The 26,611-nt window shown below is 40.5% G+C and carries 20 protein-coding genes and 3 tRNA genes; 1 reads left to right on the forward strand and 22 read right to left on the reverse strand.

The genetic code is table 11. The features are described 5' to 3' along the window. Nucleotides 1-30: 30 nt before the first annotated feature. The 3 genes from WKT03_RS00860 to proS form a co-directional block, all read right to left on the reverse strand. Nucleotides 31-393 (reverse strand): VOC family protein, encoded by a 363-nt coding sequence (locus WKT03_RS00860; RefSeq protein ID WP_117807987.1) that lies wholly within the window; start codon nt 391-393, stop codon nt 31-33. 182 nt (nt 394-575) lie between these two features. Beyond that, nucleotides 576-1,916 carry a CCA tRNA nucleotidyltransferase gene (locus tag WKT03_RS00865; RefSeq protein WP_021944244.1) on the reverse strand — a complete coding sequence of 447 codons (1,341 nt, stop codon included), beginning with the start codon at nt 1,914-1,916 and terminating at the stop codon, nt 576-578. Nucleotides 1,917-2,345: 429 nt separating this feature from the next. Then, on the reverse strand, nt 2,346-3,782 hold the full coding sequence (gene proS, locus WKT03_RS00870) for a proline--tRNA ligase (protein WP_117784559.1): 1,437 nt from the start codon (nt 3,780-3,782) through the stop codon (nt 2,346-2,348). Between the two features lie 298 nt (nt 3,783-4,080). Between proS and WKT03_RS00875 the strand changes: the two genes are divergently transcribed. Continuing rightward, nucleotides 4,081-4,776: a hypothetical protein gene (locus WKT03_RS00875; protein ID WP_340390780.1), complete on the forward strand. Its 696-nt coding sequence runs from the start codon at nt 4,081-4,083 to the stop codon at nt 4,774-4,776. A gap of 2 nt (nt 4,777-4,778) precedes the next feature. Here WKT03_RS00875 and WKT03_RS00880 read toward each other — a convergent pair whose 3' ends face one another. The 19 genes from WKT03_RS00880 to gyrA form a co-directional block, all read right to left on the reverse strand. Beyond that, the gene (locus tag WKT03_RS00880; protein WP_021944247.1) at nt 4,779-5,480 is read right to left on the reverse strand and encodes an RluA family pseudouridine synthase; all 702 of its coding nucleotides are present in this window, start codon (nt 5,478-5,480) and stop codon (nt 4,779-4,781) included. Nucleotides 5,481-5,568: 88 nt separating this feature from the next. Beyond that, on the reverse strand, nt 5,569-6,258 hold the full coding sequence (locus tag WKT03_RS00885; RefSeq protein WP_008399752.1) for a response regulator transcription factor: 690 nt from the start codon (nt 6,256-6,258) through the stop codon (nt 5,569-5,571). After that, entirely contained in the window at nt 6,236-7,846 is a 1,611-nt protein-coding gene (locus tag WKT03_RS00890; protein ID WP_173789101.1) for an ATP-binding protein, read from the reverse strand. The genes WKT03_RS00885 and WKT03_RS00890 overlap by 23 nt, the downstream gene beginning before the upstream one ends. Nucleotides 7,847-8,179: 333 nt before the next feature. Further along, nucleotides 8,180-8,812 (reverse strand): helix-turn-helix domain-containing protein, encoded by a 633-nt coding sequence (locus WKT03_RS00895; protein ID WP_021944249.1) that lies wholly within the window; start codon nt 8,810-8,812, stop codon nt 8,180-8,182. Nucleotides 8,813-9,033: 221 nt separating this feature from the next. Beyond that, a complete protein-coding gene (locus tag WKT03_RS00900; RefSeq protein WP_117807980.1) occupies nt 9,034-9,888 on the reverse strand; it encodes a hypothetical protein in 855 nt (284 codons plus the stop codon). Between the two features lie 11 nt (nt 9,889-9,899). Beyond that, nucleotides 9,900-11,834 carry a L,D-transpeptidase family protein gene (locus WKT03_RS00905; protein ID WP_340390781.1) on the reverse strand — a complete coding sequence of 645 codons (1,935 nt, stop codon included), beginning with the start codon at nt 11,832-11,834 and terminating at the stop codon, nt 9,900-9,902. A 14-nt stretch (nt 11,835-11,848) separates the two neighbouring features. Beyond that, complete coding sequence (locus WKT03_RS00910) at nt 11,849-13,084, reverse strand: FtsW/RodA/SpoVE family cell cycle protein (protein WP_021944252.1); 1,236 nt, start codon at nt 13,082-13,084, stop codon at nt 11,849-11,851. A gap of 30 nt (nt 13,085-13,114) precedes the next feature. Then, complete coding sequence (locus tag WKT03_RS00915; RefSeq protein ID WP_181985677.1) at nt 13,115-15,115, reverse strand: tetratricopeptide repeat protein; 2,001 nt, start codon at nt 15,113-15,115, stop codon at nt 13,115-13,117. 12 nt (nt 15,116-15,127) lie between these two features. Beyond that, nucleotides 15,128-16,654, reverse strand: coding sequence for an FHA domain-containing protein (locus tag WKT03_RS00920; protein ID WP_021944254.1), 1,527 nt, complete (start codon nt 16,652-16,654; stop codon nt 15,128-15,130). A gap of 147 nt (nt 16,655-16,801) precedes the next feature. Next, a tRNA-Cys gene (locus WKT03_RS00925) sits at nt 16,802-16,872 on the reverse strand. 31 nt (nt 16,873-16,903) lie between these two features. After that, a tRNA-Asn gene (locus WKT03_RS00930) sits at nt 16,904-16,975 on the reverse strand. 77 nt (nt 16,976-17,052) lie between these two features. Next, nucleotides 17,053-17,140, reverse strand: a tRNA-Ser gene (locus tag WKT03_RS00935). A gap of 90 nt (nt 17,141-17,230) precedes the next feature. Beyond that, complete coding sequence (locus WKT03_RS00940) at nt 17,231-18,478, reverse strand: fibronectin type III domain-containing protein (RefSeq protein WP_340390782.1); 1,248 nt, start codon at nt 18,476-18,478, stop codon at nt 17,231-17,233. A gap of 238 nt (nt 18,479-18,716) precedes the next feature. Further along, the gene (locus WKT03_RS00945) at nt 18,717-20,027 is read right to left on the reverse strand and encodes a fibronectin type III domain-containing protein (RefSeq protein ID WP_340390783.1); all 1,311 of its coding nucleotides are present in this window, start codon (nt 20,025-20,027) and stop codon (nt 18,717-18,719) included. Nucleotides 20,028-20,272: 245 nt separating this feature from the next. Beyond that, the gene (locus WKT03_RS00950) at nt 20,273-21,934 is read right to left on the reverse strand and encodes a hypothetical protein (RefSeq protein WP_340390784.1); all 1,662 of its coding nucleotides are present in this window, start codon (nt 21,932-21,934) and stop codon (nt 20,273-20,275) included. 207 nt (nt 21,935-22,141) lie between these two features. Continuing rightward, entirely contained in the window at nt 22,142-22,711 is a 570-nt protein-coding gene (locus tag WKT03_RS00955; RefSeq protein WP_021944258.1) for a Fe-S-containing hydro-lyase, read from the reverse strand. Nucleotides 22,712-22,804: 93 nt separating this feature from the next. Then, the gene (locus WKT03_RS00960) at nt 22,805-23,647 is read right to left on the reverse strand and encodes a fumarate hydratase (protein ID WP_021944259.1); all 843 of its coding nucleotides are present in this window, start codon (nt 23,645-23,647) and stop codon (nt 22,805-22,807) included. Between the two features lie 17 nt (nt 23,648-23,664). Continuing rightward, on the reverse strand, nt 23,665-23,970 hold the full coding sequence (locus WKT03_RS00965; RefSeq protein WP_118615750.1) for a hypothetical protein: 306 nt from the start codon (nt 23,968-23,970) through the stop codon (nt 23,665-23,667). Nucleotides 23,971-24,048: 78 nt separating this feature from the next. Next, entirely contained in the window at nt 24,049-26,598 is a 2,550-nt protein-coding gene (gene gyrA / locus WKT03_RS00970) for a DNA gyrase subunit A (RefSeq protein WP_118675360.1), read from the reverse strand. Nucleotides 26,599-26,611: the final 13 nt, after the last annotated feature.

Genomic DNA, 26,611 nt, shown 5'->3' on the forward strand with positions numbered 1-26,611 from the left:
ATCTGCAAATGCTTCTTTGTCTGTTTCCGGTTACGTCGGCGTCCCAACCTCGATCAGATTTCCATCCAGATCATAGAAACGAACCACCTTCTGTCCCCAACTGTGAACCATAAGTGGATTTACATATTCAATCGATGGATATAACCGCTCCAGCTTTTCAACAAAAGCTTCGATATCCCGCTCCTCAAAATATAGCTCGGCGGAATTATTGTGGGATATCACATCTCTTTTTAGAAAATCTTTCCATATCCTCTCATCCTGCAATACAAGTCCTTCCGTCAGGATCAGATTTCCGTCATTATCTAATATTGGTTCGAGTCCAAACAGATCATGGTAAAATTGCTTTGACCGTTCAATATCTTTCACAACAATTAACACATTCCTCAGTCTCATTCCACACCTCCATATTTTTATCTGTTTTAAATGATTTCCGGTCTTTCACATAAAAAGTCACATTTACCTTCGGACTCAAACAGGCACTTGTATTTACCGGCACTATGCATCTCATTACGAAATCTTTGGTAATGTCAATATATAATTAACTGGATGCAGTTATAACTCCACCTTTATTTTTTCTATTTTCTAATATATGACTCTGCCATAGACAGCAGCGTTTCTCTGTTGTTCAACTCAGGACTGCCAAGCACCTGATTCAGAAGCTCCTGCAGGATATCGCCGATCTCTTTTCCCGGCTTTACGCCAAGTGCGATCAAATCCTTTCCATTGATGGCAAGCTGTTTAATCGTCAGACAATCTTTCGCATCCGTGATCTCCTGATACAATTTCTCCAGATGCTCGATGCTGCCTCTCCGTTCTTCTAACTTATAATCACTCTGCGCCGCCATATCCGCCCGGCGGATCTTGATATAATAAGGGAAGAAATCTGCTCCCATCCTGCTGAGTGCTTTTCGGAAGGTTGTCTTTTTCAACATCTCCCCTAAACCATAATCATGCCACAGTACCATCTTGCATACCAGATCTGTCGTTTCATTGTCAAACCGCAGTCTGCGAAGCACCTTACGGGCAATCTCTGCCCCCTTCTCATTATGTCCATAGAAATGGTCGATACCATTTTCATCCACGGTATGACATTCCGGCTTTCCCACATCATGAAGCAGCGCAGCCCATCTGCATACTGTAGTTGGCTCGATAACCTTAACTGCTTCCATTGAATGAACGCCTACATTGTATTTATGGTATGGATTATTCTGCGGCTGTTCCATCATTCGGTCAAATTCCGGCAGGATATATGCTGTTATGCCTGTCACATATGCTTCCATCAATTTCTCCGGATGCGCAGAAGTCAGCAATTTGTCAAGCTCCACGCGGATACGTTCGGCACTGATATCCTGTAAGAACTGTGCCCGCAGGATCATCGCCTTTCTGGTATCCCTCTCGATCGTGAAATCAAGCTGGCCTGCAAACCGGATCGCCCGAAGGATTCTCAGAGCATCTTCATCAAATCGTGCCAGCGGATCACCGACCGCCTTGATGACCTTATTGTCCAGATCATCCATTCCACCAAACAGATCGATCACACCTGCTGAAGGACTGTATGCCATAGCGTTGATCGTAAAATCCCTACGCTTCAAGTCTTCTTCTAAATTCGCAGTAAATTCCACAGAATCCGGTCTTCTGTGATCGGAATATTCTCCATCCACCCGGTAGGTGGTTACTTCATATGCCTCTTTACCAAACATAACCGTAACCGTACCATGCTTAATTCCGGTATCGATCGTCCGTCTGAATAACGCCTTTACCTGTTCCGGTCTTGCTGCTGTCGTAATATCCCAGTCTCCCGGTTCTCTGCCAAGAATACTGTCTCTCACGCATCCACCAACAATATAGGCTTCATACCCGGCAGCTTCCAGTGTCTCTATTACCTTTTTCGCATTCTCCGGCATCCTGATCTCCATATCACAACCTCCTCCTTGGGTATTTCTATGCCTTTCTGTACACAATATCATTACTTTATTTTTTTGATAGGGTATCTCTCATCTTCTCTTCTATTATACCCTATGATCTATCCTTCACTTGGGTATCACTTCTGTTTTCTAGCTGTCATACCCACGCGCCTACCCTTCGGCGGGGTATTAACAAGATTTTTCATCCAATATACCCTTAAGCGCCACCATCTATGCCATATTTCATGATTGCGCCACCATCTATGCCATATATTTCATGATATCAATTGAAAACAGCATATTCCATTCCAAATATATATTACATTAAAATAGGTGATAACAATCTATTAATATGTTTGTTATCACCTATTGCAAGTATCATAAATTCCGCAAAATCAAATACACTACTTATCTATCATCTGCTAATAGCCGATGTTCCTCTTAGTATGCCTTGCCAAAGTATACCATAGTCTTTGCTGGCTTACCGCAATGTACACAGACATCGGACAAATGCTCCTGCTCAAACGGCATACATCTGGTTGTTGCACCGGTCTCATCCTTGATCGCTTCCTCACAGGCTCTGTCGCCACACCACATAGCTTTGATGAATCCCTGCTTTCTTGTCAGAATGTCAGTGAATTCTTCCCAGTTATGAGCCTCATGTGTATTGGCATCTCTGTGAGCAGTTGCCTTTGCAAGCATGTCTGCCTGCATCTTCTCAAGAATTTCTCCAACTGCTTCTGTAATATTATCTAATGACACAACTGTCTTTTCTCTGTTATCACGACGTACGATAACTGCCTGACCAGCTTCGATATCCTTTGGTCCGATCTCGATACGAACCGGAATGCCGCGCATCTCCTGCTCAGAGAATTTCCAGCCTGGGTTCTTATTAGAATCATCCAGCTTAACTGTGAACTTCTCAGAAAGAGCTGCCTTGATCTCCTGTGCCTTTTCAAGAACGCCTTCCTTCTTCTGGTTGATCGGAATGATCATAACCTGTGTAGGAGCGATTCTTGGTGGAAGCACCAGGCCGCTGTCATCACCATGAACCATGATGATCGCGCCGATAATTCTGGTTGACATACCCCATGAAGTCTGGTGTACATACTGTAATTTATTATTTGCGTCTGTATACTGAACGCCAAATGCCTTGGCAAATCCATCTCCGAAATTATGGCTTGTACCGGACTGAAGTGCCTTACCATCATGCATCAGAGCTTCGATCGTATAAGTAGCCTCTGCACCTGCAAACTTCTCTTTATCTGTCTTACGTCCCTTGATCATAGGAATAGCCAGAACCTGCTCACAGAAATCAGCATAGACATTTAACATCTGGATGGTTCTTTCCTCTGCTTCTTCTGCTGTAGCATGTGCCGTATGACCTTCCTGCCATAAGAATTCCATCGAACGAAGGAAAGGTCTGGTTGTCTTTTCCCAACGAACAACTGAACACCACTGGTTATAAACCTTTGGAAGATCTCTATATGAATGAATGATATTCGAATACAGATCACAGAACAGAGTCTCTGATGTAGGTCTTACACATAAACGCTCCGGAAGTGGATCCAAGCCACCCTGTGTTACCCATGCAACTTCAGGTGCAAATCCTTCTACGTGATCCTTCTCCTTCTGAAGAAGACTTTCAGGAATGAACAATGGCATATATACATTTTCTACGCCTATTTCCTTGAATCTTCTGTCGAGTTCCTTCTGTATATTTTCCCAGATGGCATAACCGGCCGGTCGTAAAATCATGCATCCTCTTACACTTGAATAATCTGTAAGCTCTGCTTTCTTTACAACATCTGTGTACCACTGGGCAAAATCTTCGTCCATGGAAGTAATAGCCTCTACTAATTTCTTTTCATTAGCCATCTCAATTTTCTCCTTTATATACTTATAAAATAATTCTATCGTGCAGCCTTTTAAATATGTCTGACATCTATACCTGTCCTTTAAAAAGTTACATACCTTCTGTCATTATATAGATATAACCTGATATTTTCAAGGGATTTTTGCCGGTTCTGCCAGAATGTAAAACATTTTTTCTTGCAATTTGCACTGTTTCTGTATATATTATCCATGATGAAAAGCACTAAACACAGGAATGAAAAATCATTTGTCTGCAACGGATGATCTTTCCATATTCCAAACAAATAATGAGGGTAAAATAATGAATAAACAGGAGTCAAATACATCTTTCCATTTGAAAGACAAATCAACAAAAACCGGAAAACTTCCGGTTTCTGAACAATATCTGGAAGATAAGGAAATCCAGGATCAGACAGAACAATTAAAAAATCAGACAGATATATCAACAGAAGGTCTGACAGAGACAGCCATTCTTCGTTTAAAAGCGGAGCAAACTTTTGCAAATAAGGCAAATGGTATCTCCGGTGCCACGCACAGCATCAGCACCTCCTACCACGAGGCAGTTCGGGAACAACAGGCATCTCTGACAAGACAGCGCAAGAACCGCCATACCTTTGCAATCATCCGGAAAACCATAACACTTGTTGTAATCTTTGCGATCCTGGCTGCCGGTATCTACTTCCTGTCCACACATCTCCGGAATCTGAAGCCACACGACGACAAATCCATGCAGGAGCTTCTCTGTGAATCAAAATGGACAATAGAAGATCTTGGCAGTTTCACATTCACAGAAGACAACAAAGTGATCAAAAAGAAAGGCTCCACCGAAACTGGAACCTATGAAGTAACAGATGACGACATTTTGATCATGCATTTCAAAAAAGAAGATCTGAGTTATCTGTTGAAAACCAGTTCAGATGGAACCGTAAAATGGGTACACAGCTATAATGGCTTTGAAGAAGTCATTATTCCGAATACCATTCCAATTACAAAATAATATTAAAATTCATCCAGCTCGATGATCTCAAAGGCTTTGCCCTCCGGCTCATTCTTAAAGATCATATGCTCACCCGTCACCGGATGCTCGAATTCCAGTCTGGATGCATGCAGACCGATCTGCTTATAAGATTTCTTTGTTTTCTGGAACTTTGGATTATACTTTGTATCGCCCCAGATTCCGGCTTTTTTACCAGCCATCTGTACACGGATCTGATGGGTTCTGCCTGTGATAAGATTGATCAGAACATAACTTAAGATTCCATCATCTGTCTCCATGACATCTAACACTTCATAATCCAGCTCCGCTAATTTGGCTCCCGGTGTATCTTTATCCACAATTCTTGTGACATTTGTCTTGTTATCGTGAATCAGATAATTCGTAATCGTTCCGGCATCATTCGGAAGTTCTCCGGTTAAGATTGCCTGATAATATTTGACCATCTCGCCATCTTCACTCTGCTTTGACAGCTTCGAAGCAGCCTCCTTGTTCTTGGCAAATAACATAATGCCGCCAACCGGACGATCCAGTCTATGGATCGGAGCCAGATATGGTTCCTCTGTCCGATGCTCTTTCTCAAAAATGCGAAGCTTCAACATACTGACCATATTTTCAGAATTCTTCTTGTCCGGCTGGGATGGCAGCCCATACGGCTTCACCGCAACCAATATATCATTATCTTCATATAATACTTCTATCTTCATCTGTTATCTCCTTATCAGAACCTATCAAAATCCAAAGCTCTGATGCACACTCTCCCATCTGTGCAGGTTCTGTCCTCACACTTTTTCACTACATTCTGAATCGGTATCCAACGCCCCATACAGTTTCGATGTACTGTGGCTTAGATGTATCAAATTCGATCTTCTCACGGATCTTCTTGATATGAACCGTAACGGTTGCGATATCTCCGATACTCTCCATATTCCAGATCTTGTTAAACAGTTCATCCTTTGAAAATACCTTATTCGGATTGCTTGCAAGGAAAGTCAGAAGATCAAATTCCTTATTTGTAAATACCTTCTCTTCTCCATCCACATAGACACGACGATCGGTCTTGTCAATCTTTAATCCACGGATCTCAATGACATCATTCTGCAATGCGGTTGAACCAATCAGACGCTCATATCTGGAAATATGTGCCTTTACTCTGGCAACCAGCTCACTTGGACTGAATGGCTTTGTTACATAATCATCAACACCAAGTCCAAGTCCACGGATCTTATCAATATCATTCTTCTTTGCTGTAACCATGATGATCGGAATATCCTTCTTCTCACGAATCTGACGACAGATTTCAAATCCATCCAGATCCGGAAGCATCAGATCAAGCAGGATCAGGCTGTAATCATTCTCTAATGCCTTATCCAGACCCTTTGCTCCATTTGTCTCTATCTCAACCTCAAAATCATTCAACTCCAGATAATCCCGCTCCAGCTCTGCTATGCTAAGTTCATCTTCAATTATCAGTATTCTGCTCATCTTTATTTTCCTCCTTGATGTATTTCTTCAATGTGAAATAGATCGTTGTACCTTCACCTTTCTTACTGGTCGCCCAGATCTTTCCACCATGTTCTTCCACGATCTTCTTGCAGATAGCAAGCCCCAGTCCACTTCCACCTCTGGAACGTCTTGCACTGTCTGCACGATATGTTCGGTCAAATATATGCGGCAGGCTCTCTTTGTCGATCCCCCGTCCATCATCATTGATCGATACCTTGATCATTTTCTCACTTTCTTCTATAGAAATGTCAATATGACCTTCCTCTTTATCTGTATACTTGATCGCATTTGTCACAATATTGTTGATAACACGCTTCAACTGATCCGGATCAACAACAACCTTTACATCTTCCGCACAATAATTGTTATAGTTCAGTGTCATATTATGTGATAACAGATCTGCCCGAACCTCTTCCATACAGTCATTAAAATAGTCTTTTACCGATACTCTGTGGAATTCATACGGAATCGCATTGTTCGTGATATTGGTATATAGCGACAATTCGTTGATCAGCGCATCCAATTCATTTGCCTTATTATAGATCATCTTCAGATAACGATCCTGCTTCTCCGGTGTGTCTGCCACACCATCCATCAGACCCTCAACGTATCCTTTGATCGTTGTGATCGGAGTTTTCAGATCATGAGAAATGTTACTGATCAGCTCCCTGTTTTCTTCCTCATACTGCATCTTAAGCTCAACCGATTCATTCAGGCGCTCTCTCATGTCGTTAAATGACCGGCATAATTCTCCAATCTCATCTTTTCTTCCATCACTGACCTCTACCGGCTCTCCCAGATTCCCGGTACCAATCTCCTCTGCTGCCTCCTTCAGACGAACCAGCGGACGGATGAACTGTACATATACCAGTGTCGACAAAGCAGTTGTCAGAACCAGCATGATCAAGAACATCATAAGGATAAATCCAACCAGCGCACTCTTAAACTGGCTGACGTAATTACCATAATATGTAACCAGGAAAATACTGATCGATTTGCCATTGATCTGATAATCGATCTCATTACACAGATATGCCTGTGGAGATGTCAGCATATATTCATAAGTTTTGCCATATTTTCCAAATGCATATGAACCCTGATCGCCCATTTCCCCGGAACCGGACTCTGATGAACTGTTTTCTACTTCCTCCTGCTTGATTCCCTTCTCACCATTTATATAGATTGCACGTTTGGTAAGTAAAGACGCTTCCAGTTTTTCTACTTCATCTTTTATACCGGAATATGTAAATTCACCATCAATATAGACAAGCACCGATGTCCTGTAATTTCCGGCTTTCTGGTTCAGACTGTCCAGATATTTCTTATCATAGAATTTGCCCGGATCTGTCTGCAGATCCTCCTGCACTTCCGACATGATGATCGACAGATTCCGGTATGTTTCCTTAATCGGATCGCTGATCGAATATAATGACTGTATACTGTAACCGTCACCGAACATTTCTGACAAATAACTTCGTCCAATCACGATCGTACCTACCAACATGATCAGCACGATAAAGATCCAGACGGAAACCAACGCCCATTTAACTTTTTTTATGATCTTCATATGTTTTCCTTTATAATTGTTTTTCCTCGCATTGCTCCAGATTTCTCTCGCATCGCTCATCTCGTAATCTTTCGGATTGCTCTCGCATCGCTCATCTCGTAATCCTTCGGATTACTCTCGCATTGCTCATCTCGTAATCTTTCAGATTACTCGATGTCCGTGCTTCGCACTATCAGATCATAAAAATAAATCAGGTCTTGTGCAAGCACAACCTGGTTTATTTTTATGATCTGGCATTGCTCGGCATACGCTCATTATATCACGGATTCAATTTCTCTTATATGAAGTTTTTATAAAGAAAGACTAGCAGATAGATGAAGCTGGCATATGTTCTTATTTATTCTTCTTACCAAATAATCGTTTTTTCTTTTTTCCTCCGGCTTCTGCTGCCGCGATCTCCCGTCTGGTCTGCTGCATTTCCCGGATCACGGTATCCAGTCTCTGATACCGTTCCTCTGCCCGCTCATCCTGTTCCTTCATAATAACATCCATCTGCTTTGCGATCTGCTCTGTTGCTTCCGCAGTTACTGCCTGACTGATCGGCTTGATATTCTCCTTTATCGAATTTCCCACAATCTTCGTCATCATCGATTGGAACTGTACCAGCTTAAAATCAACAATCCGCTCCTGATCCTCACCCGGCTCCTCCGTGATCTGGGTAACTGTATTGACCAGTTCCGAGGTGAAATCTGTTTCAACCTCCTTCGATGCCGTTTCAACCGGAACTCCATTTTCCAGAATATCATACATTTTCTGCACCAGTTCATGGATCGCCTTTAACTGGATCCCCCGATCCTTCAGCTCCTTTATCTTCTTCAAAATTCTGATATCCTGCTCATCATAGTACCGATGTCCCATATCATTTCGCTTGATCCTCATATCCAGTTCTTCTTCCCAGTAGCGAAGCACATGTGGTTCAACATCCACCATTTTTGCCGCCTCTTTTATCAGATATTTATTTCCCATTTGAATAGCACCCTCCTGATATTTTTTGTGAACCTCCCAGAAGGCCTGTCCACTTCACAAAATAATTCTACATTTATCTTCCCCTCTCTACAATTCTTATCGTGAGCATTCTTTTTACAGCTTTCTACATAAAAATACATCCCGGTCAGAACGTTATCCGGATTCCTTTTCAGCTTCCGGGCAACATCTCCAACCGGGATGTAATATCATATATTTGCAGGCTAATTATTGATCTTTACGATCTTATAAACCCCATCCGATGTCATGCGAAAATAAATATTCTTACTTGCTGAACCGATCAGCCATGCATCACCATCCCTGCTCTTCCGCAGGTTATCGATTGCATCAGTTCCCACTGCCTCCAACAGCTTATCTGTGAAGATCTGATCAGCCGGGATCGCCATCAGCTCATCTATATTTGCAATGGACTCTCCGCTTCCAAGTTCCTGCGGATAGTTCAGGATCTCAGACAAGCCATTGACATCCTTATTCTGGAACACCGTTATGATCTGTTGTGCAAATGCTTTACTTTCCGCCTCTGCATGCTCAATTACATCTTCTCTCTCATCATAATGATCCTCAAATGAAAGCAACGGAAGGATACTGTCTACAACTGAATCCTCTGCTGTTACATAGATGTACAGACAATAATGAATATTCGTATCACTCCAGAAAACAACCCTGCCTGGATTCAGCTTATAATACGTTGCATTGTATCCCTGAACCCCTGATACCAGCATATCTCCGGTACCGGTATTCGTTACCCCTGCCAGATCAAAATCACTGTATACCGCAGACGCAAGGAACTGACAATCAATTCCGTTATAAACAAATTTTATACAGGCGATCTCTTTATTTTTGATCTCGTATGAAACATCCTTAACCATATTTGAAGAAGCAACATCAATGATCATGCCAAGCCGCTTAAAATCCTCCGGACCACTGACCGGGCCGTCAGTTACAACCTCTGTTGTCTCTTCTTTTGGCTGACTGTCGGCTTTTCCACAAGCAGTACAGACCGCAAGTAATCCTGTTAAAATGCACAGACTATAAATCCATTTTCTGAACTTCTGCACGTTATTTCCTCCTAATGGCAGCCATTCTGCTTGCACTTATACTGCATATTTGGATCGGTTGGATCCCATGTGTGCCAGGATGGCAGCTTATATGCAGTTGGCTTTGGAAATGGATCACTGCCCTTTTTATTTATGATCGTAACCTTTGTTCCGACCTCACAATTATCATATAACCATTTTGCATCTCCGGCGGTCAGTCGGACACATCCGTGAGAGCAGGTTGTCCCCAGCTTGTTATATGCATATACACTGAGTGCGTTATTATTATTTACATCATTATAATATACGGAATGGAACAAATATCCTTCATAGATACCGGTACACCACTGTCCCCAGCAAGGTCCCATCAGTTCATGCCATCTGTAGTGACTCTGTGTATGGAAGGTTCCAAGCGGTGTGCTCTGACCTGTAGAACAAATAAAGGAACGGACCGGAATGATATAACCCTTATCTCCATCCTTCGCATATACCGTAACAACATTTGAATACTTATTTACAATGATCTCATAAGAATCCTGCTTGCCAATAACATCATCCACTTCTACCGCACGTTTTCCGTTTGAGCAGAAATAGAACTTATAACCATCCACATATGCCCATTTCTTGCGGTACATCACACCATCCGTACCGAAATAATAATAGGCATCCTTGATCTTCTTATAACCTGTCTGCGGATGTCCGTTATTATCGCAATAGTATGTATTTCCATCTATAGTGACAAGCCCTGTCGCATTTGCAAGTTTTCCATCTGTCCGGAAAATATAGATCTTACCGCTGATCGTATGTGGACCTGTATATGCCGTTCCATTCTTATCAAAATAATACTTATTCTTGTCAACGGTCTTCCATGCTTCCTTCACAGCCGCACCATCAGATTCAAAATAATAATACTTGCCATTGATCTGTTTCAGTCCGGTTGCCGCATATCCAGTATCCTCCATATAATAAAGCTTTCCATTATATGTTATGAACTGATTTCTGTAGAGCACACCATTCTTATTGAAATAACAGGTATGTCCATCGACAGTTGCAAGTCCGGTTGTTGCCTTTCCGTTACTGCCAAAATAAAACTTCTTGCCATTGATCGTGCGCCATTCATTCTGGATCATTCTTCCATATTTTGTAAAATAATAATACGTTCCCTTTACCTTTTTCAGACCGGAGAATGTATATCCCTTATATCCAACAAAATAAATATTTCCATTTACTGTAAAGAACTTGCTTTTCTGAAGTACGCCATTCTTATTAAAGAAATAACGATGTCCGTCAATCGTACAGAAACCTGTCTTTGCCTTTCCATCATAGCCAAAGTAGAACTTTTTGCCGTTGATCGTTTTCCAGGTCTTAACTGCCATTCTGCCCTTTTTGCTGAAGTAATAATAAGTTCCCTTTACCTTCTTCAGGCCGGAAAACGTATGTCCCTTATATCCAACAAAAAAAGTCTTTCCATTTACCTTGAAAAATTTGCTCTTCTGCAGCTCACCCTTATCATTAAAGTAATACCGGTTGCCATTAATCGTACAGAAGCCCGTTTTTGCCTGTCCGTTATAGCCAAAGAAGAATTTCTTACCATTGACTACTTTCCAGACCTTCTTCTGCATTCTGCCATACTTATCAAAGAAATATCTGGCATCACCGATCTTCTTTTTACCGGTAACTGCCTGACCATTTTTCTTACTGAAATAATAGGTCTTTCCGGAAAGAACCTTCCAGCCCTTTACTGCCTTTCCATTCTCGTAATACTTCCGTCCGCCTTTTACATTTACCCAGCCGTTTTTCACTGTTGCCAGTTCTGCACCGGCTGTTGTCTGTAATTCTGCATCCGTAGCCTCTGCCTCATTTTCAGATGTATAAGCCTCTTCCGCTCTGGATGGTATTGATATTGCTCCTGCCATACATACGGCAAATGCCATCACCGCCAGTAAACCTCTAAGTATCTTTTTCATTGTTCTCTCCTCATCTAAGATATTCTTGAATATTTTCGATTCACCTGCTGTCTCCGTATTCCGATCACAAGTCCAATCTCCATTAATGTACATATGATGGCAGAACCACCTGCACTGATAAATGGCAGCGATACACCTGTATTCGGAAAGAAATTCACAGCCACACAGACATTGACTATAATCTGGAAAATGATATGTAAGATCACCCCGATCACAACCACACTTGCATATATATTTCTGGACTCTTTCACAACAATAACCATCTGATACAAAAGATATCCAAACATCAAAAACATAATAATAACACCGATCAGTCCAAGCTCCTCACAGATGATAGCAAAGATCATATCATTCTGTGCTTCCGGAATGTTGCTCAGCTTCTGTGTACCATTTCCAAGTCCCTTGCCAAGCAATCCGCCGCTTCCGATCGCATACAGAGACTGTAATGGCTGATAGCCAAGCGTACCTGCATACCGTTCCGGATCCAGCCATCCGAAGAATCTCCGAATCTGATATGGGTATTTGTCCATCTCACTGTCAAGCGGCATATTCGCCTTTAACCACATGATAAAGATAACAATCATTACAATACCAACCGCTGCAATGATCAGATGCATTTTTGGATGTTTTCCAACAATAAATGTCAGAATAAATACCATGAGCATAAGGATCAGGCAACTGCTCAAGTTGGATGATATCTTCAATATCAGTCCTGCCTGAAGTGCAACTAACAGCCATAAGATCAAGGTATATCTGAATTTATCAAATTCCTTCCAGAAACGGTTCACATACCAGCCCATAAAAACGATCATACAGACCTTTGTTGCATCCGCAACCTGAAGCTGCATAAATCCCAGATTCAGCCATCTGGTCGCACCACCGGAATTAATACCAAGTGGTGTCTTTAACATAACGATCAAAACCAGAGATATAACATACGCCAGGATTCCACATTTCTTGATCAGCTTATACGGAACCCAGTTAAGGAATGCAGCAATAATAACTCCAAGTGCCATTACCTTCAACTGCTTTTTAAAGTAATATGCCGAATCGTAATTCGTGACTCTGCTGATCGACGATGTATAACTGGACGCACTGAAGATCATAATAAGTCCAAATGCCATAAGGAATACAACTGCAACTACGATCTTGATCTCTACTCCTGGGGTATAGGTATATCCTTTTTTCTCTATCTGTCCGTTCTGTTCCACTTTTCCCCGAACACTCATATCCTGTCCGTTTGAAACCATGGTTACCCCTTTCTCACTTTAACGAATTTTTTATTTAATAGTAAATGTAAATTTCTCAACCAGCTTATCGGTATCATCATATACATATAAGGTTGCTTCTCCCTTGATCGCAGATGACGGATCAATGCTCATCCATGTTGTATAACGATCCTTTACCTCTCCAAATGTAATGTCATTGCTCTTTGTACCATCTGAATATATTACATACCCTTTCAGACTCATAGATGCATCATTTTCATTCAGATACATAGTATGTACATAGATCGTCTTGCTGGAATCCGCAGATGTCTTCTTATTTTTGTAATCATCCAGTTTATCATTTACAAATGATTCTACTGTCCATCCGATCAACTTTGTATAATCATCTTCTGCCGAACCATAATCTGCATAACGAAGATCACAGAGATAACTCATCGTTGTCTCATCACTGCGATCCTTATGATCCTTTACATAAGCTGCTTTTGCCTTGTTGATCTTATCCGTTACATCTTTCTTTGTAACCTGCTCGTATTTCTCAACAGCACCCTTGTAATCCTTGCTCTTGTAAAGAGAGCTTCCCCATTTTGTATAAGCACTGTCAATCTTCTTTGTGCAATCTTTATACTTGGAATCCACCTCACCGTAAGTCTTGATCGCATCCTCAAACTTCTTATCTGCCAGATATGCCTCTGCCTGCTTGATCAGACACTCATTTGCCTTATCGGAATAATCGGAATATTCTGATTTCAGGAACAGCTCTTTTGCTGCCGCATACTCTTTAGCTTCCATTTTGTCAGATGCATTATTGTAGTAACATTCCTTGATCTTATCTGCGGCATCCTTATAATCTCCGGCTGTCTCGTATGCCTTGACTGCCTCATCATATTTCTTCTGCTCTGCAAGTGTCTCACCATTCATGTAAGAACACTCTTTTACTTTTTCTGCCGCTCCGGTATAATCTCCTGCCTTTGTATAATACTCAGCAGCTTCTGTATATTTCTTCTCACCGTAGAGCTTCTCTGCCTGATTGAAATAACACTCTTTTGCCTTATCTGCGGCATCCTTATATTCATCTGCAACTGTTTCCAATGCAATTACTTTCTCATAAGATGCCGCCGCATCAATATAATTGCCTTCTTCTGCAAGACTTGCTGCATACTCATAATATACGCCGCCATTTACCTTAGTCTCTGCATCCTTCATCCAGCCGGCTTTCTTATACAGTTCAACTGCATCATCGATCCGTCCATCCTTATAAGCCTCTTCTGCCTTGTTATAATTCAGATACTTTGGAACAACATAAGCAGCTCCACCGCCAAGAGCAAGAACAACTACGATCAGAATAATGATCAGTGCTACTTTTCCACCCTTGCCTTTTTTCTCTTTTGGCTGCTTTGGTGTCTTTGGTTCTTTTGAAGCCTTTGGAGCTTTCGGCTGTTTCGGAGCCTTTTCCTTTTTTGACTTTTTATTTTTCTTTTTCTCATCCTTTTCGTTTACAGGCATACCACCCATAGCACCTGGCTGGCCAGGGATTGGTCTTGGCTGAAATGGCGGGATCCCATTCTGTGGTGCTGCACCCGGCTGACCCTGCATTGGTCTTGGCTGGAATGGCGGAACCATCCCATTTGGTCCCGGCATCGGACGGCCATTTGGTCCCGGCATTGGGCGGCCGTTTGGTCCCGGCATCGGCATTCCGTTCGGATTCGGCATTGGCATTCCCTGATTCTTCAGCATATCGGCTGACAGAACCGTTGTACCTTCTTCATCCTCATTTTCTTCAACCTTCTTATCCAGATCAACTGCCTTTAATACAGTCGTCCCTTCTTCTTCCATTTCATCTGTATCAACAACAGCAGCATTTGCCTCTTTGCTGATGTCCGGCAATTCCTTTCCTATATCCTCATTTTTTGATACATCTGCTACCTGGGAAGCTACATCCTCCATTCTGACACTGTTACCATTGTCAGCTGCCATATCCTCAACTTTTTTCCCGCAAACAGGACAAACCTTCATATCCGGTCCAAGTTCGCAACCACAATTATCACAATACATGACAGTTCCTCCTTATTTAATCTTGAAGAAAAATTCTTCATTTGAAAGCTGTATCGTACTATTATCCGGGATCACAACCTCAATATTGCTGTAAAGCATCTCCCCATTCAGGTATGTGTGATTGGTTGAATTATTATCCCTTAAATAATAAACACCATTTATATTTGTAATATAAGCATGTCTTCTGCTGACAGATTTATTGTCTGTAATCTTGAAATCAACACCCTGGTCTGCCTTACCCATACAGAATACCTGCTTATTAATATAAATCTTCTCTCCGGTTCTTTTTCTGACAAGAATTGGACGCTTCAGACCATCACTTAATGATTTCGACAATACTGTTGTCTCATCCTCGCTGTCATCCGGCTTTCTGGTTTGTCTGTCCTCGGACAGTCTGCCAATCTCTTCGTTTCTTCTTCGAACCTCCATCGCCAGTTTTCTGGCTTCTTCATTGTTCTTTCTGGCTTCATATTCTGCACGCATTCTGGCTTCCTCTGCGCGCATCTCTTCTTCCCGTGCCAACCGAACTTCTTCTGCCAGTCTTTCTGCTTCTGCCGAAGCTCTCCGGAATTCTTCTTCCGCCTGACTTGCCTGTTCCTCTGCCAGTAATCTGGCTGTATTTATCTCTTTTTTAGAATTCTCATCCTCCGCTTCCCGCATCTTACATGCATATAAAACTGCGGTCTGTGATTTGTTATTATATTCTTTTTCTGCGGCCTGTTTGTCAATCTCTGCCTGTATTCTGGCAGCTTCAGCGAGCATCCGCATCTCCTCTGCAGATCTGGCAACATTTGCCTGCTGTTTTGCATACTCTGCCAGCCGTTTTGCCTCACTCTCGGCGTGGAGCCTTGCGATCTCGGCATTTCTGGCAGCTTCCTCGGCACGAAGAATATTAATCTCCATCTTCGCATGATTTGCTGCAATCTCTTTGGTCTTTGATGATGTTTTCTCCGTATTTACCAGCAACTGGCTCTGCGCCCGTAACTCCCGGATAAACAGATTGAACTGGATCGCATTGAATTCCTTGTGTCCATTCAGATACTCTATGATCTGATTTGCACATTCGATCGCCGGTGTATGTGCATAGACAAGCACTGACAGAAAACTTCTGATAAACTCTTCTACACCTGTCATATCTGATGGATTATCAAATGGGAGAAATATCAACTGTACACTGAAATCATTCAATCTTACATACATATATTTCAGGTCAAATACGATCTTTCCCAATTTCAGACCGTTATGTACCATAGACACCATCTGTCTGCTGATACTGTACAAATACTCTACCAGTTCATCCCGGAATATCGGCTTCCCGATCAACTGTTCCATCGTCAGATCACCTTCGATACAGTATTCCAGTATTCTTTCACCTTTTACAAATGTTTCTTTACAGGTATTTGTATTTCCCGCAAAAGGCACATTATATATCTTTATCTCTTCCTGGTTCAGTGTCATTGATTCATCTAATTTGTAACGAACTCTCTGTTCCCTGCTCTTTTGCGTCATAAAGCCCTCCTCCACAAAGGAATCTTTCATTTATATGTCTCCTGAACGCCCCTTTTCTGTTACTCAAAAATAGTTTCAGAAAATGGGACAAACTCCCAGAGTTATTATAACAAACCACTTTGTAAAAGTAAATGCACAACAAAAAAGAGACTGGAAACATTCCAATCTCTTTTCAAGAGGCGCGAGCCGGATTTGAACCGGCGATGACGGTGTTGCAGACCGGGGCCTTACCACTTGGCTATCGCGCCATTTATTAAGTTTTAAAGCTTTCGCTTTAAGCTCCCCGAGTAGGGCTCGAACCTACAACCCCTCGGTTAACAGCCGAGTGCTCTACCATTGAGCTATCGAGGAATATCCTTCGTCAAAATCCATCCAGCAGGGCTCCTGCAATGCCATCTCCCTACGAATTCTATCATTTAGATAAAATACGCAGAAGGAGGGATTTGAACCCTCGCGCCGCGCGAACGGCCTACACCCTTAGCAGGGGCGCCTCTTCAGCCACTTGAGTACTTCTGCAAAATGCCTAAATGAAATGTTCCCACCAGGGATATTAAATTTTGACGCTAGTACATGATAACAAAGGATATATTGTTTGTCAAGTTTTTTTTACTCGATATTCATATATAAATGCCATGTATAGGATGCCTTATATGTGTTCCTGCCAACCTGAACCTCTGGAATAACATACATTGCTGTATATTTTCCCTCAATACAATTATTATATTCATAGGAATTTGTTCCGGCACCAACCGTTGCAACCTCATACCATTCCGGCTTTTCTGCCTTGATATCATTACATGCATATACATGATATTTTGTTGCATTCTTTACACTTTCCCAGTTGATCTCTACAGAATTTCTTCCGGTACGCTTCATACTGATCTTTGCCTGTGGGATCACAGTCTGCATATCTGTCCATTTACCAAAATACTTCTTGCCATTGATCTTGACATAGGCTCTGACACGAACCTTGAAGCCTTTATTTTCAACGGAAGGAATGTTGATACTGAGCTTTGTTTTTGTAGAATAATACAAATTCAATCTTCTTCCTTCCAGTGAATATACTTCCATCTGATATCCGGTTGGATCATACTTATCACCAGCCGCTTTTGTCCATCCAATTGTTACAGTATTGCTTTCTGTTGGCTGCCACAATAAATTGTTATACCGGAATGCCGCCACTCTCTTTGGTCTTTTTGGTGATGAATAGAAATCATATGCTTCGATATTTCCACCCTTTGCCATAAAGCCGGAGCCGGAACGCTTTACAGGTACAACACGGACATTATTAACAGATCCGGTTCTGACACGAATCGATACCGCATTTTTCTTTACAACCGCTTTTTTCTTATCATTTACATATACAATATAACGGTTTGCACCTCTCACCTTATCCCACTTAAATCTGATATAATGAGGAGTCGCCTTGATCTGCTTGATCGTAGATTTTGCTGTCTTAGATGGCGAAGTTACTACTTCTAATCTCTTTCCTGCAGGTCCGATCTTATATTTTCCATTTTCTTTTTTATAAACAGCCTTTACAACTACATAATATGTTCTGCTTGACGTAAGGTTACTAATTTTTTTCTTTGTATTTTTACTTCCTACAACATCACATGTTTTATTTGTCAGGCGCTTATATTTTCCATTTCCTGATGAAATAAACACATCATAACCATATGCATTTTTCAGGCTCTTCCAGCTCACCGTAACCGAATCCTCTTCTGACCGGGTCTGTGTGAGTCCCTTTACTTCGCTTGCTGCAGATGCCTTCAATGTTCCGTTTGAAAAAAAACATACTGCCATCATAACAAATATAAATGCCTTTAATATTGATAAGTTTCTGTTTTTCATGCCAATCATTTCCTTTTTGTTAAAATTATATTACAAAAATATCAAATTTCTGATACATAGTCAATATTTATTTCATTTTAGTCTTTTTTATGGTCTTTATTATATATCATTCTGGTCTTGAATCCTAGTCCCTGATTATAAGATTGAAATTATAAAAAACACTGGAAAAACCATCAAAACTTATGATTTCTCCAGTGTTTTTTCAACTAAATACTTTTATGATTATTAAAGTAAAATTTTAATAATACTTGCTCATGTACATACTCATATACCATGTGGCATCTGCCTTATATGACTTCTTACCGATCTTTACAGTTGGTATAACATAAAATCCTGCATACTTACCGGTTTTCAGCTTTTTAACAGTATATGATGTTGTTTTCTTTCCTACTTTTGCAACCTTATACCATTTTTTATTGCTGGTAAATGAACCTGCATTCTTGCATGCATAGATAGTATAGCCTGTAGCATTTGAAACTTTCTTCCATGATAATTTTACAGAAGTCTTTGACTTTCTTGTAAGTTTAACTTCTGCCTGAGGAATTACAACCTTAGTTTTTGACCATTTGCTGTAACACTTCTTACCATTTACTACAACATAACTTGAAACCTTTACTCTGAATCCTTTATTCTTTATTGTCTTCAAGCTAAATGTCTTGCTTCTTGTATATGAATTGGTAATATTATATGTTTTCAGCTTTTTCTTACCATCAACTGAATAAACAGCAATTCTATATCCCTGTTCATAGAACTTATTATTATCATTTCTATCCCAACCAACTGTTACTTTAGTTCTGCTATATTTATCCCAACTTATATTATTATAGGCTAAACTTGCAACTTTAACAGGAGCCTTAGGTGCAGTTTTAACACCAGATATCGATTCATAATTATAACTATAGATTGCTTCATATCCTGTTGAAGATACTCTTACAGGATATACATAATATGTGCTTTGTGTTCCTGCTTTAGCTTTAATCTTTACAGAAGTCTGTGAGCCCTTAACTTCTGCTACCTTTACACCATTTGTCATATTATTATCACGATATATAACATATTTTGTAGTACCATAAGAAGGTGACCACTTTATTGTTACTGAATTATATGTTGCACCAATCTGTTTAACTGTACCCAGTGCGTCTGATGACGGTGCTGTAACAATTTCACCTGTAGCTGCCAAATTCTCTTTTGCATTATAAACATAACCAGTGCCACTTACATATGTTTCATATACAGGCACGGCTTTTACTTTATATGTACATCCCACACTTAAGCCAGTATAAGTATACTCTGGTTTATAACTATCTGGATAAATATCATCATCTACTCTTGTCCATTTAGCACCATTATTTGATGAATAATAGATGTAATATCCTTTTGCGCCATCAGCACCATTAAATTCTATCTTGGCTCTATTCTGCCCTACTTCTGTCTGCCTGATGTTTGTAACATTTGTCGCTGCCATAGATGTAATGCTCATCGCGAACAGCATAATACTTGTAATTGCCAGTAAAATTAGTGATTTACTGAATACTCTCTTCTTTTCCATAGAACTCTCCTTTTTTCTTGTTTAAAACCTTTTGCATCAACTGATTCAGCCCAAGAATCAGCCTATAATAATAGTTTACGATATATTTGATCTCGTGTCAATTTGATGTGATTAGTGAATACTGCCAATTTTATTTATGCAGTTTGTACACGTTTACACAGATTTTAAATACACCTTGCATGTACTTTATATAAGTGTACGCATTCAAAGCATTTCCTTTTTATACAGTATTTTTTCTAAATGATTTATTTGTCGTACGAGATCAACTGATTGATTGCATCCTCTCCTTCCTGATAGAATACCTTGATAGAATCTCCCGGCTGAATGAGGATCAGACTTTCATTTTCAGCAAAATCCTGCTTGTAGACATTTCGTTTTTCATCTGTAATATACACATAGGTACTATCCTCTAACTGGATGAACTGAATGTCTTTGACCGTGATCTGCTTGTTTGGAAGATCATCGGACAGATCTTTGCCCGTCTTTAATCCATTCTGTGCCAGCAGTTTATTATAAGATGCCAGTGTTTCTCTCTGTGTATTTCCGGTTGCTACGATGTTGTATTTCTCGACATCAACCAGTGCATACATTTTGACAAGGCCACCGTTATCTTTTAATACCATAATATAAGTAGGAATACCGCCAATATTTATTAATGAAGGGAAGGATGCTTTATATCCAAGGTGCTGTACCTGACCTTCTGCTGATGCCATGGCAGAATGCTCTTCCGCTCCTGCGATTGAATAATATTTACTCTCTCCGGTACGAAGATTGATCATAACAAAACCGATATTGGATTCATCTCCATTTACGGAAGTTACGCCGGTGTATACCCACACATCTCCGTTCATGACCTTATAACCATAATCATCTGTTGTCGTTTTACATCCCTTGTTTCCAAATACGCTGTTCCAGTAGCCACCGGATAATTTTCCGTACCAGTCATATTTTCTGCATGCAAGATCTCCGTCATAGACACGGTCTACCCATTTTGGTACATCACCGACTGCATGATATTCAGTATCACCGGTACATGGATCACAGATTACGATGCCCTTTACATCCTTTGCTCCGAACAGACCTGCATTTGCTGTCAGTACCGGACAGATATAATATGGATTTCCGTTATCATCCAATTCCAGATAAAAGCCTTCAAACATAGCCGTCGGATATGCCATTTGCACATGACGGTACAAATTCTGATTAAAATATGCAGAAGGTGAATAGATCATTGGTTTTTCAAGCTTTACATATTTTGCTTCATTCTTTACCGGATCGACGAGTACATATCCCGGTATACCGCTCTTTTTATTATTCATATATTTGATGAATCCGGCATATTCCAGAGCTGCTACCTTCATCGGACTTCCATTATAATCGATCGTACTGTAGTCACTGCTTACTTCGTACTGGCTGACTACATCAGATAAAGAACCGATCGCACGTTCACCGATAATAACTGCGGTATCTGTATCCATCAGTGCTATATCATTGATCTCTTTGCTTTCTACGATATCAGTCTCAAAATCACCATCTTCGATCTGTATCAGTCCGGCATATTTGGAAGATGCAAATAATTTGGATGATCCGATCCATCCAACAAGTGCTGCCAGAATCATGATTCCGATCACAATACCAAATATCTTCGTCAGTTTTGGTGATACAGGCATATCATCCATCTGTTCTGCCTTTAAATTCAATGTACAAATAAAAAGTGCAACAACTGTTACGATCATCCATATCCAGAATTCAACACTGTGAAGATTGATTGTCGGCGTTAATACATAATATAATACTGCTTCTATTACGATGATTACTGCCAGCATGATAAAATTCCATTTACCAAATTTTCTGCCGGATTGGTCTGCATCATAATAACTTTCTTTTTTCTTTTTGTTCTTACCCATATCCATCACTCTCCTTTTTTTACGGAAAAAATGCGCCAGGAACATCCCAGCGCATCTCTCTTAAACATTTACTATTTAAATGGCTTTGAACATCACAATGCTATTGTAACCTGATGCACATAATTATGTATAGCTGTGAATATCCCTATTATAATTCTTTAATATATCAATTTTGATATAATAGAACGAAAACAGCCTTATTCTATATTATTCCTGCTGTTTCAGATAATCTGCAACCGCTGTTTCGTACAGATTATTTCCTTTGCTGTCAATTACTACAATAACAGGCAGATTTTCAACTGTCATCTTACGGATGGCTTCTGTTCCCAGATCATCATATGCAACGACCTCTGATTTCTTGATACATTTGGAAAGGAGTGCACCTGCACCGCCTACCGCAGCAAAATATACTGCCTTATTTTCTACGATGGCATCAATAACTGCCTGACTTCTCTTTCCTTTTCCGATCATTCCATTCAAACCTTTTGAAAGAATGAGTGGTGTGTATTTGTCCATACGACTGCTGGTTGTTGGTCCTGCTGATCCAATGACCTGACCTTCTCTTGCAGGTGTTGGTCCCAGATAATAGATCACATTTCCATCCAACTGGATTGGAAGCTTTGATGCATCATTTTCATTCTCGATCAATGTATCATACATTCTCTTATGTGCAGCATCTCTGGCACTGTAGATCACACCTGATATATATACATAATCTCCTGCATGAAGTTCTTCTACCTGTTTTTTATCAAATGGTGCTGTAATATGCTTATCCATTTTTCTCATCTCTCTCTTTTTATTCTTCTATAAAATAAATTCTGTAATTCATATCTGCCATGTATTGACCTTAATGACAGTCTTTGAGATCCATTACAGAATCCTTGTTACATGTCTGTTGACATGACAGCACATATTTACTGCAAGAGGCATTCCTGCGATATGTGTTGCATAAGTCTCGATATTAACTGCAAGTGCTGTTGTCTTACCGCCCAGACCACCCGGTCCGATTCCTGTATGATTAACGGCATCCAGAATCTCACTCTCAATTCTTGCAATATGCTCATATGGTGAATGTTCTCCGGCTTTTCTGGTAAGAGCTTTCTTTGCAAGCTTTGCAGCCATTTCAAAATCTCCGCCCAGACCTACACCTACAAACATCGGAGGACATGCATTGGGACCTGCATCCTTGACTGCCTGAAGAACGGCTGCTTTTACGCCTTCTTCTCCATCAGCAGGCTTTAACATGAACACACGGCTCATATTCTCGCTTCCGAATCCCTTTGGTGCGATCGTAATCTCTATATTTTCGCCCGGTACAATATCATAATGTATGATTGCCGGTGTATTGTCCTTTGTATTTTCACGGATCAGCGGATCTCTTACAACAGATTTACGAAGATATCCTTCTGTATATCCCTGTCTGACTCCTTCGTTCACTGCATCAGTCAGATTCATGCCTTCTACATGAACATCCTGTCCGACATTAATGAAAAATACCGCCATTCCTGTATCCTGACAGATCGGTATCTGATCCTCTGCTGCTATATCCAAATTTTCACATAACTGCGAAAGAATCTGTCTTCCAAGTACACTGTCCTCTTCTTCTGCAGCATTTCTGACTGCCTGTTCCATATCCTCTGACAGCTTCAGATTTGCCTCAATACACATTTCTTTTACAGTCTGAATAATCTCATCTGTATTAATTGTACGCATTTTCTTATCCTCTTTTTTTAGTTATCCAGAAAATCATCATCATTCTTTTTGTAATATGGATCTTTTCTTCGTTTCATATATCTGTATATATGAGCCATCAGTGTCAAAAATGCCAGTGCAATGACCAGTACGATCATTATATACAGGATATCCATAATATAACTGGAAAGACCTGCCGTATTATTGGATGATTCCAAAAATTTACTTAATCTGTCATTTTTGGTAATAATATTCTGTGCTTCCGTTGTTGCCTCTGTTGTTGCTGTTTTAAATACAATGCCGTTGATAGCATTATATAACCCCAAATATATTTTAACTGGCATATCCCACCTCCAATTTTTAGTAACTTTTTACCTTCTTTATGAATACCGGCTGATCTTATTCAGCCGGTATCCTTTATATTATTCTTCTGTTGAATCTTCTTCCGATGACTGTTCTTCTGATACTTCTGTTTCTTCTGTTTCTTCCGGATTTTCTCCTTCCGGATCCTCATCGTCAAATTCTTCTTTTTGTACTTCTGTCATGGATGCTACCTTGACATTATTATCATAGTTCAGGTTGATAATCTTTACACCGGAGGTTACTCGTCCAAGTGTGGATATTCCATCACAGCTTGTACGAATAATGATTCCTTCTGTGGTAATGATCATAACATCATTTTCATCGGTAACGATCTTCGCTCCTACAAGATCACCTGTTTTTTCAGTGATCTTATAACATTTAACACCTTTACCTCCACGGTTCTGTACGTTAAATTCTGAGATTAATGTCCTCTTACCCATACCATTTTCGGTAACAAGCAGGATCTTTTCTCCCTGTGAACTCATCTGCATGGAAATTACAATATCATCTTTTCCAAGATGGATACCCTTTACACCCATGGAAGTTCTTCCGGTCTGTCTGACGTCTTTTTCATTAAAACGAATCGACATACCCTTCTTTGTAATCAGGAAGATATCATCATCTCCATTTGTTGCTTTCACTTCGATCAATTCATCATTATCACGCAAAACAATAGCTGTAAGTCCTGTCTTTCTCACATTCTGATATTCTAAGATATCTGTTTTCTTTACCATACCATTTCTGGTTGCCATGAACAGATATTTACCATCCTCGTAGCTCTTTAACGGAATGACTGCTGTGATCTTCTCACCTGCCTGAAGCTGAAGAAGGTTTACGATTGCAACACCTCTGGCTGTTCTTCCTGCTTCCGGTATCTCATATCCCTTCAGACGGTATACTCTACCGGTATTTGTAAAGAACATCAAATAATTATGTGTCGTTGTTACGATCAGATTCTCAATGTAATCTTCATCGATCGTCTGCATACCACGGATACCCTTACCACCACGATTCTGTGCCTTGAAGAGGTCTTCCGGCATACGCTTGATATAACCGAGCTTTGTCATGGCTATGACGATATTTTCTCTCTCGATCAGTTCTTCGTCTGTTACTTCGTCAACATCTCTGCCAAGAGCGGTTCTTCTCTCATCACCATATTTCTGAGAAATAACAAGAAGCTCATCTTTGATAACTCCAAGTAATTTTTTTTCATCTGCAAGAATTGCTTTCAGATAACTGATCTTATCCATCAGTTCTTTATATTCTGCCTCTAACTTCTCACGTTCCAGACCTGTCAGAGCACGAAGTCTCATATCTACGATTGCCTGTGCCTGAACCTCTGTCAGCCCGAATCGTTCGATCAATGAATTCTTTGCATCCTGTACACTCTTGGAACTACGGATAATGTTAATAACTTCATCGATATTATCGAGTGCGATCAACAATCCCTTTAAGATGTGTGCCCGTTCCTCTGCCTTATTCAGATCATACTTTGTACGTCTGGTTACGACATCCTCCTGATGCTTCAGATAATATCCGAGCATCTGGCTGATATTTAAGATCTTTGGAACACCATCTACAAGTGCCAGCATATTAACACCAAATGTATCCTGAAGTTGTGTATGCTTATATAACTGATTCAGAAGTACATTTGCATTTGTATCTTTCTTTAATTCGATGACAACACGAATACCCTCTCTGGATGATTCATCTCTTACATCCGTGATTCCATCTACACGTTTGGTCTTTACAAGCTCTACGATTTTCTGAATCAGTAAAGCTTTATTTACCATATATGGAAGCTCCGTTACTACAATCTTATGCTTACCATTTGGCATTGTCTCGATATCTGTAACGGCACGAACCTTGATCTTACCACGACCGGTTCTGTATGCTTCTTCAATTCCACGATGTCCAAGGATTTCTGCTCCCATAGGAAAATCAGGTCCTTTTATGATCTGCATGATCTCATCAATGGAGGTTTCTCTGTCTTCTTCTATACGATTATCAATGATTTTTACAGTTGCACCGATTACTTCCTTCAAATTATGTGGTGGAATATTGGTAGCCATACCAACCGCAATACCGGTTGTACCATTTACCAATAGATTAGGAAAACGTGATGGAAGTACCGTTGGCTCTTTTTCTGTCTCATCAAAGTTTGGTACAAAATCTACTGTATCTTTATTGATATCAGCTAACATTTCCATACTTATCTTTGATAACCTTGCCTCTGTGTATCGCATCGCAGCAGCGCCATCACCATCTTCTGAACCGAAGTTACCATGACCATCTACCAATGGATATCTTGTATTCCAGTCCTGAGCCAGTTTTACGAGAGCATCATAGATGGAACTGTCTCCATGTGGATGATATTTACCCATGGTATCACCGACGATACGGGCACATTTACGATGTGGCTTATCCGGACCGTTGTTCAGTTCTATCATTGAGTGAAGGATTCTTCGCTGAACAGGCTTCAAACCATCTCTTACATCAGGAAGTGCTCGTGCTGCAATAACACTCATGGCATAATCTATATAAGACCGCTCCATGGTCTTCTTGAGCCCGACTTCACTTATTTTGTCAAAAATCTTATCGTCATCCATGTTCTTCTCCCTT

The organism is Coprococcus sp. HCN-4056 (assembly GCF_037892645.1).
In the GTDB taxonomy this organism is placed as follows: Bacteria; Bacillota; Clostridia; order Lachnospirales; family Lachnospiraceae; genus Coprococcus; species Coprococcus ammoniilyticus.

Bases quoted from the DNA above. Each gene is read 5' to 3' on its own strand.
- WKT03_RS00860 (WP_117807987.1), bottom strand. From the start codon at position 393: ATGAGACTGAGGAATGTGTTAATTGTTGTGAAAGATATTGAACGGTCA.
- WKT03_RS00865 (WP_021944244.1), bottom strand. From the start codon at position 1,916: ATGGAGATCAGGATGCCGGAGAATGCGAAAAAGGTAATAGAGACACTG.
- proS (WP_117784559.1), bottom strand. From the start codon at position 3,782: ATGGCTAATGAAAAGAAATTAGTAGAGGCTATTACTTCCATGGACGAA.
- WKT03_RS00875 (WP_340390780.1), top strand. From the start codon at position 4,081: ATGAATAAACAGGAGTCAAATACATCTTTCCATTTGAAAGACAAATCA.
- WKT03_RS00880 (WP_021944247.1), bottom strand. From the start codon at position 5,480: ATGAAGATAGAAGTATTATATGAAGATAATGATATATTGGTTGCGGTG.
- WKT03_RS00885 (WP_008399752.1), bottom strand. From the start codon at position 6,258: ATGAGCAGAATACTGATAATTGAAGATGAACTTAGCATAGCAGAGCTG.
- WKT03_RS00890 (WP_173789101.1), bottom strand. From the start codon at position 7,846: ATGAAGATCATAAAAAAAGTTAAATGGGCGTTGGTTTCCGTCTGGATC.
- WKT03_RS00895 (WP_021944249.1), bottom strand. From the start codon at position 8,812: ATGGGAAATAAATATCTGATAAAAGAGGCGGCAAAAATGGTGGATGTT.
- WKT03_RS00905 (WP_340390781.1), bottom strand. From the start codon at position 11,834: ATGAAAAAGATACTTAGAGGTTTACTGGCGGTGATGGCATTTGCCGTA.
- WKT03_RS00910 (WP_021944252.1), bottom strand. From the start codon at position 13,084: ATGGTTTCAAACGGACAGGATATGAGTGTTCGGGGAAAAGTGGAACAG.
- WKT03_RS00915 (WP_181985677.1), bottom strand. From the start codon at position 15,115: ATGTATTGTGATAATTGTGGTTGCGAACTTGGACCGGATATGAAGGTT.
- WKT03_RS00920 (WP_021944254.1), bottom strand. From the start codon at position 16,654: ATGAAAGATTCCTTTGTGGAGGAGGGCTTTATGACGCAAAAGAGCAGG.
- WKT03_RS00940 (WP_340390782.1), bottom strand. From the start codon at position 18,478: ATGAAAAACAGAAACTTATCAATATTAAAGGCATTTATATTTGTTATG.
- WKT03_RS00945 (WP_340390783.1), bottom strand. From the start codon at position 20,027: ATGGAAAAGAAGAGAGTATTCAGTAAATCACTAATTTTACTGGCAATT.
- WKT03_RS00950 (WP_340390784.1), bottom strand. From the start codon at position 21,934: ATGGGTAAGAACAAAAAGAAAAAAGAAAGTTATTATGATGCAGACCAA.
- WKT03_RS00955 (WP_021944258.1), bottom strand. From the start codon at position 22,711: ATGGATAAGCATATTACAGCACCATTTGATAAAAAACAGGTAGAAGAA.
- WKT03_RS00960 (WP_021944259.1), bottom strand. From the start codon at position 23,647: ATGCGTACAATTAATACAGATGAGATTATTCAGACTGTAAAAGAAATG.
- WKT03_RS00965 (WP_118615750.1), bottom strand. From the start codon at position 23,970: ATGCCAGTTAAAATATATTTGGGGTTATATAATGCTATCAACGGCATT.
- gyrA (WP_118675360.1), bottom strand. From the start codon at position 26,598: ATGGATGACGATAAGATTTTTGACAAAATAAGTGAAGTCGGGCTCAAG.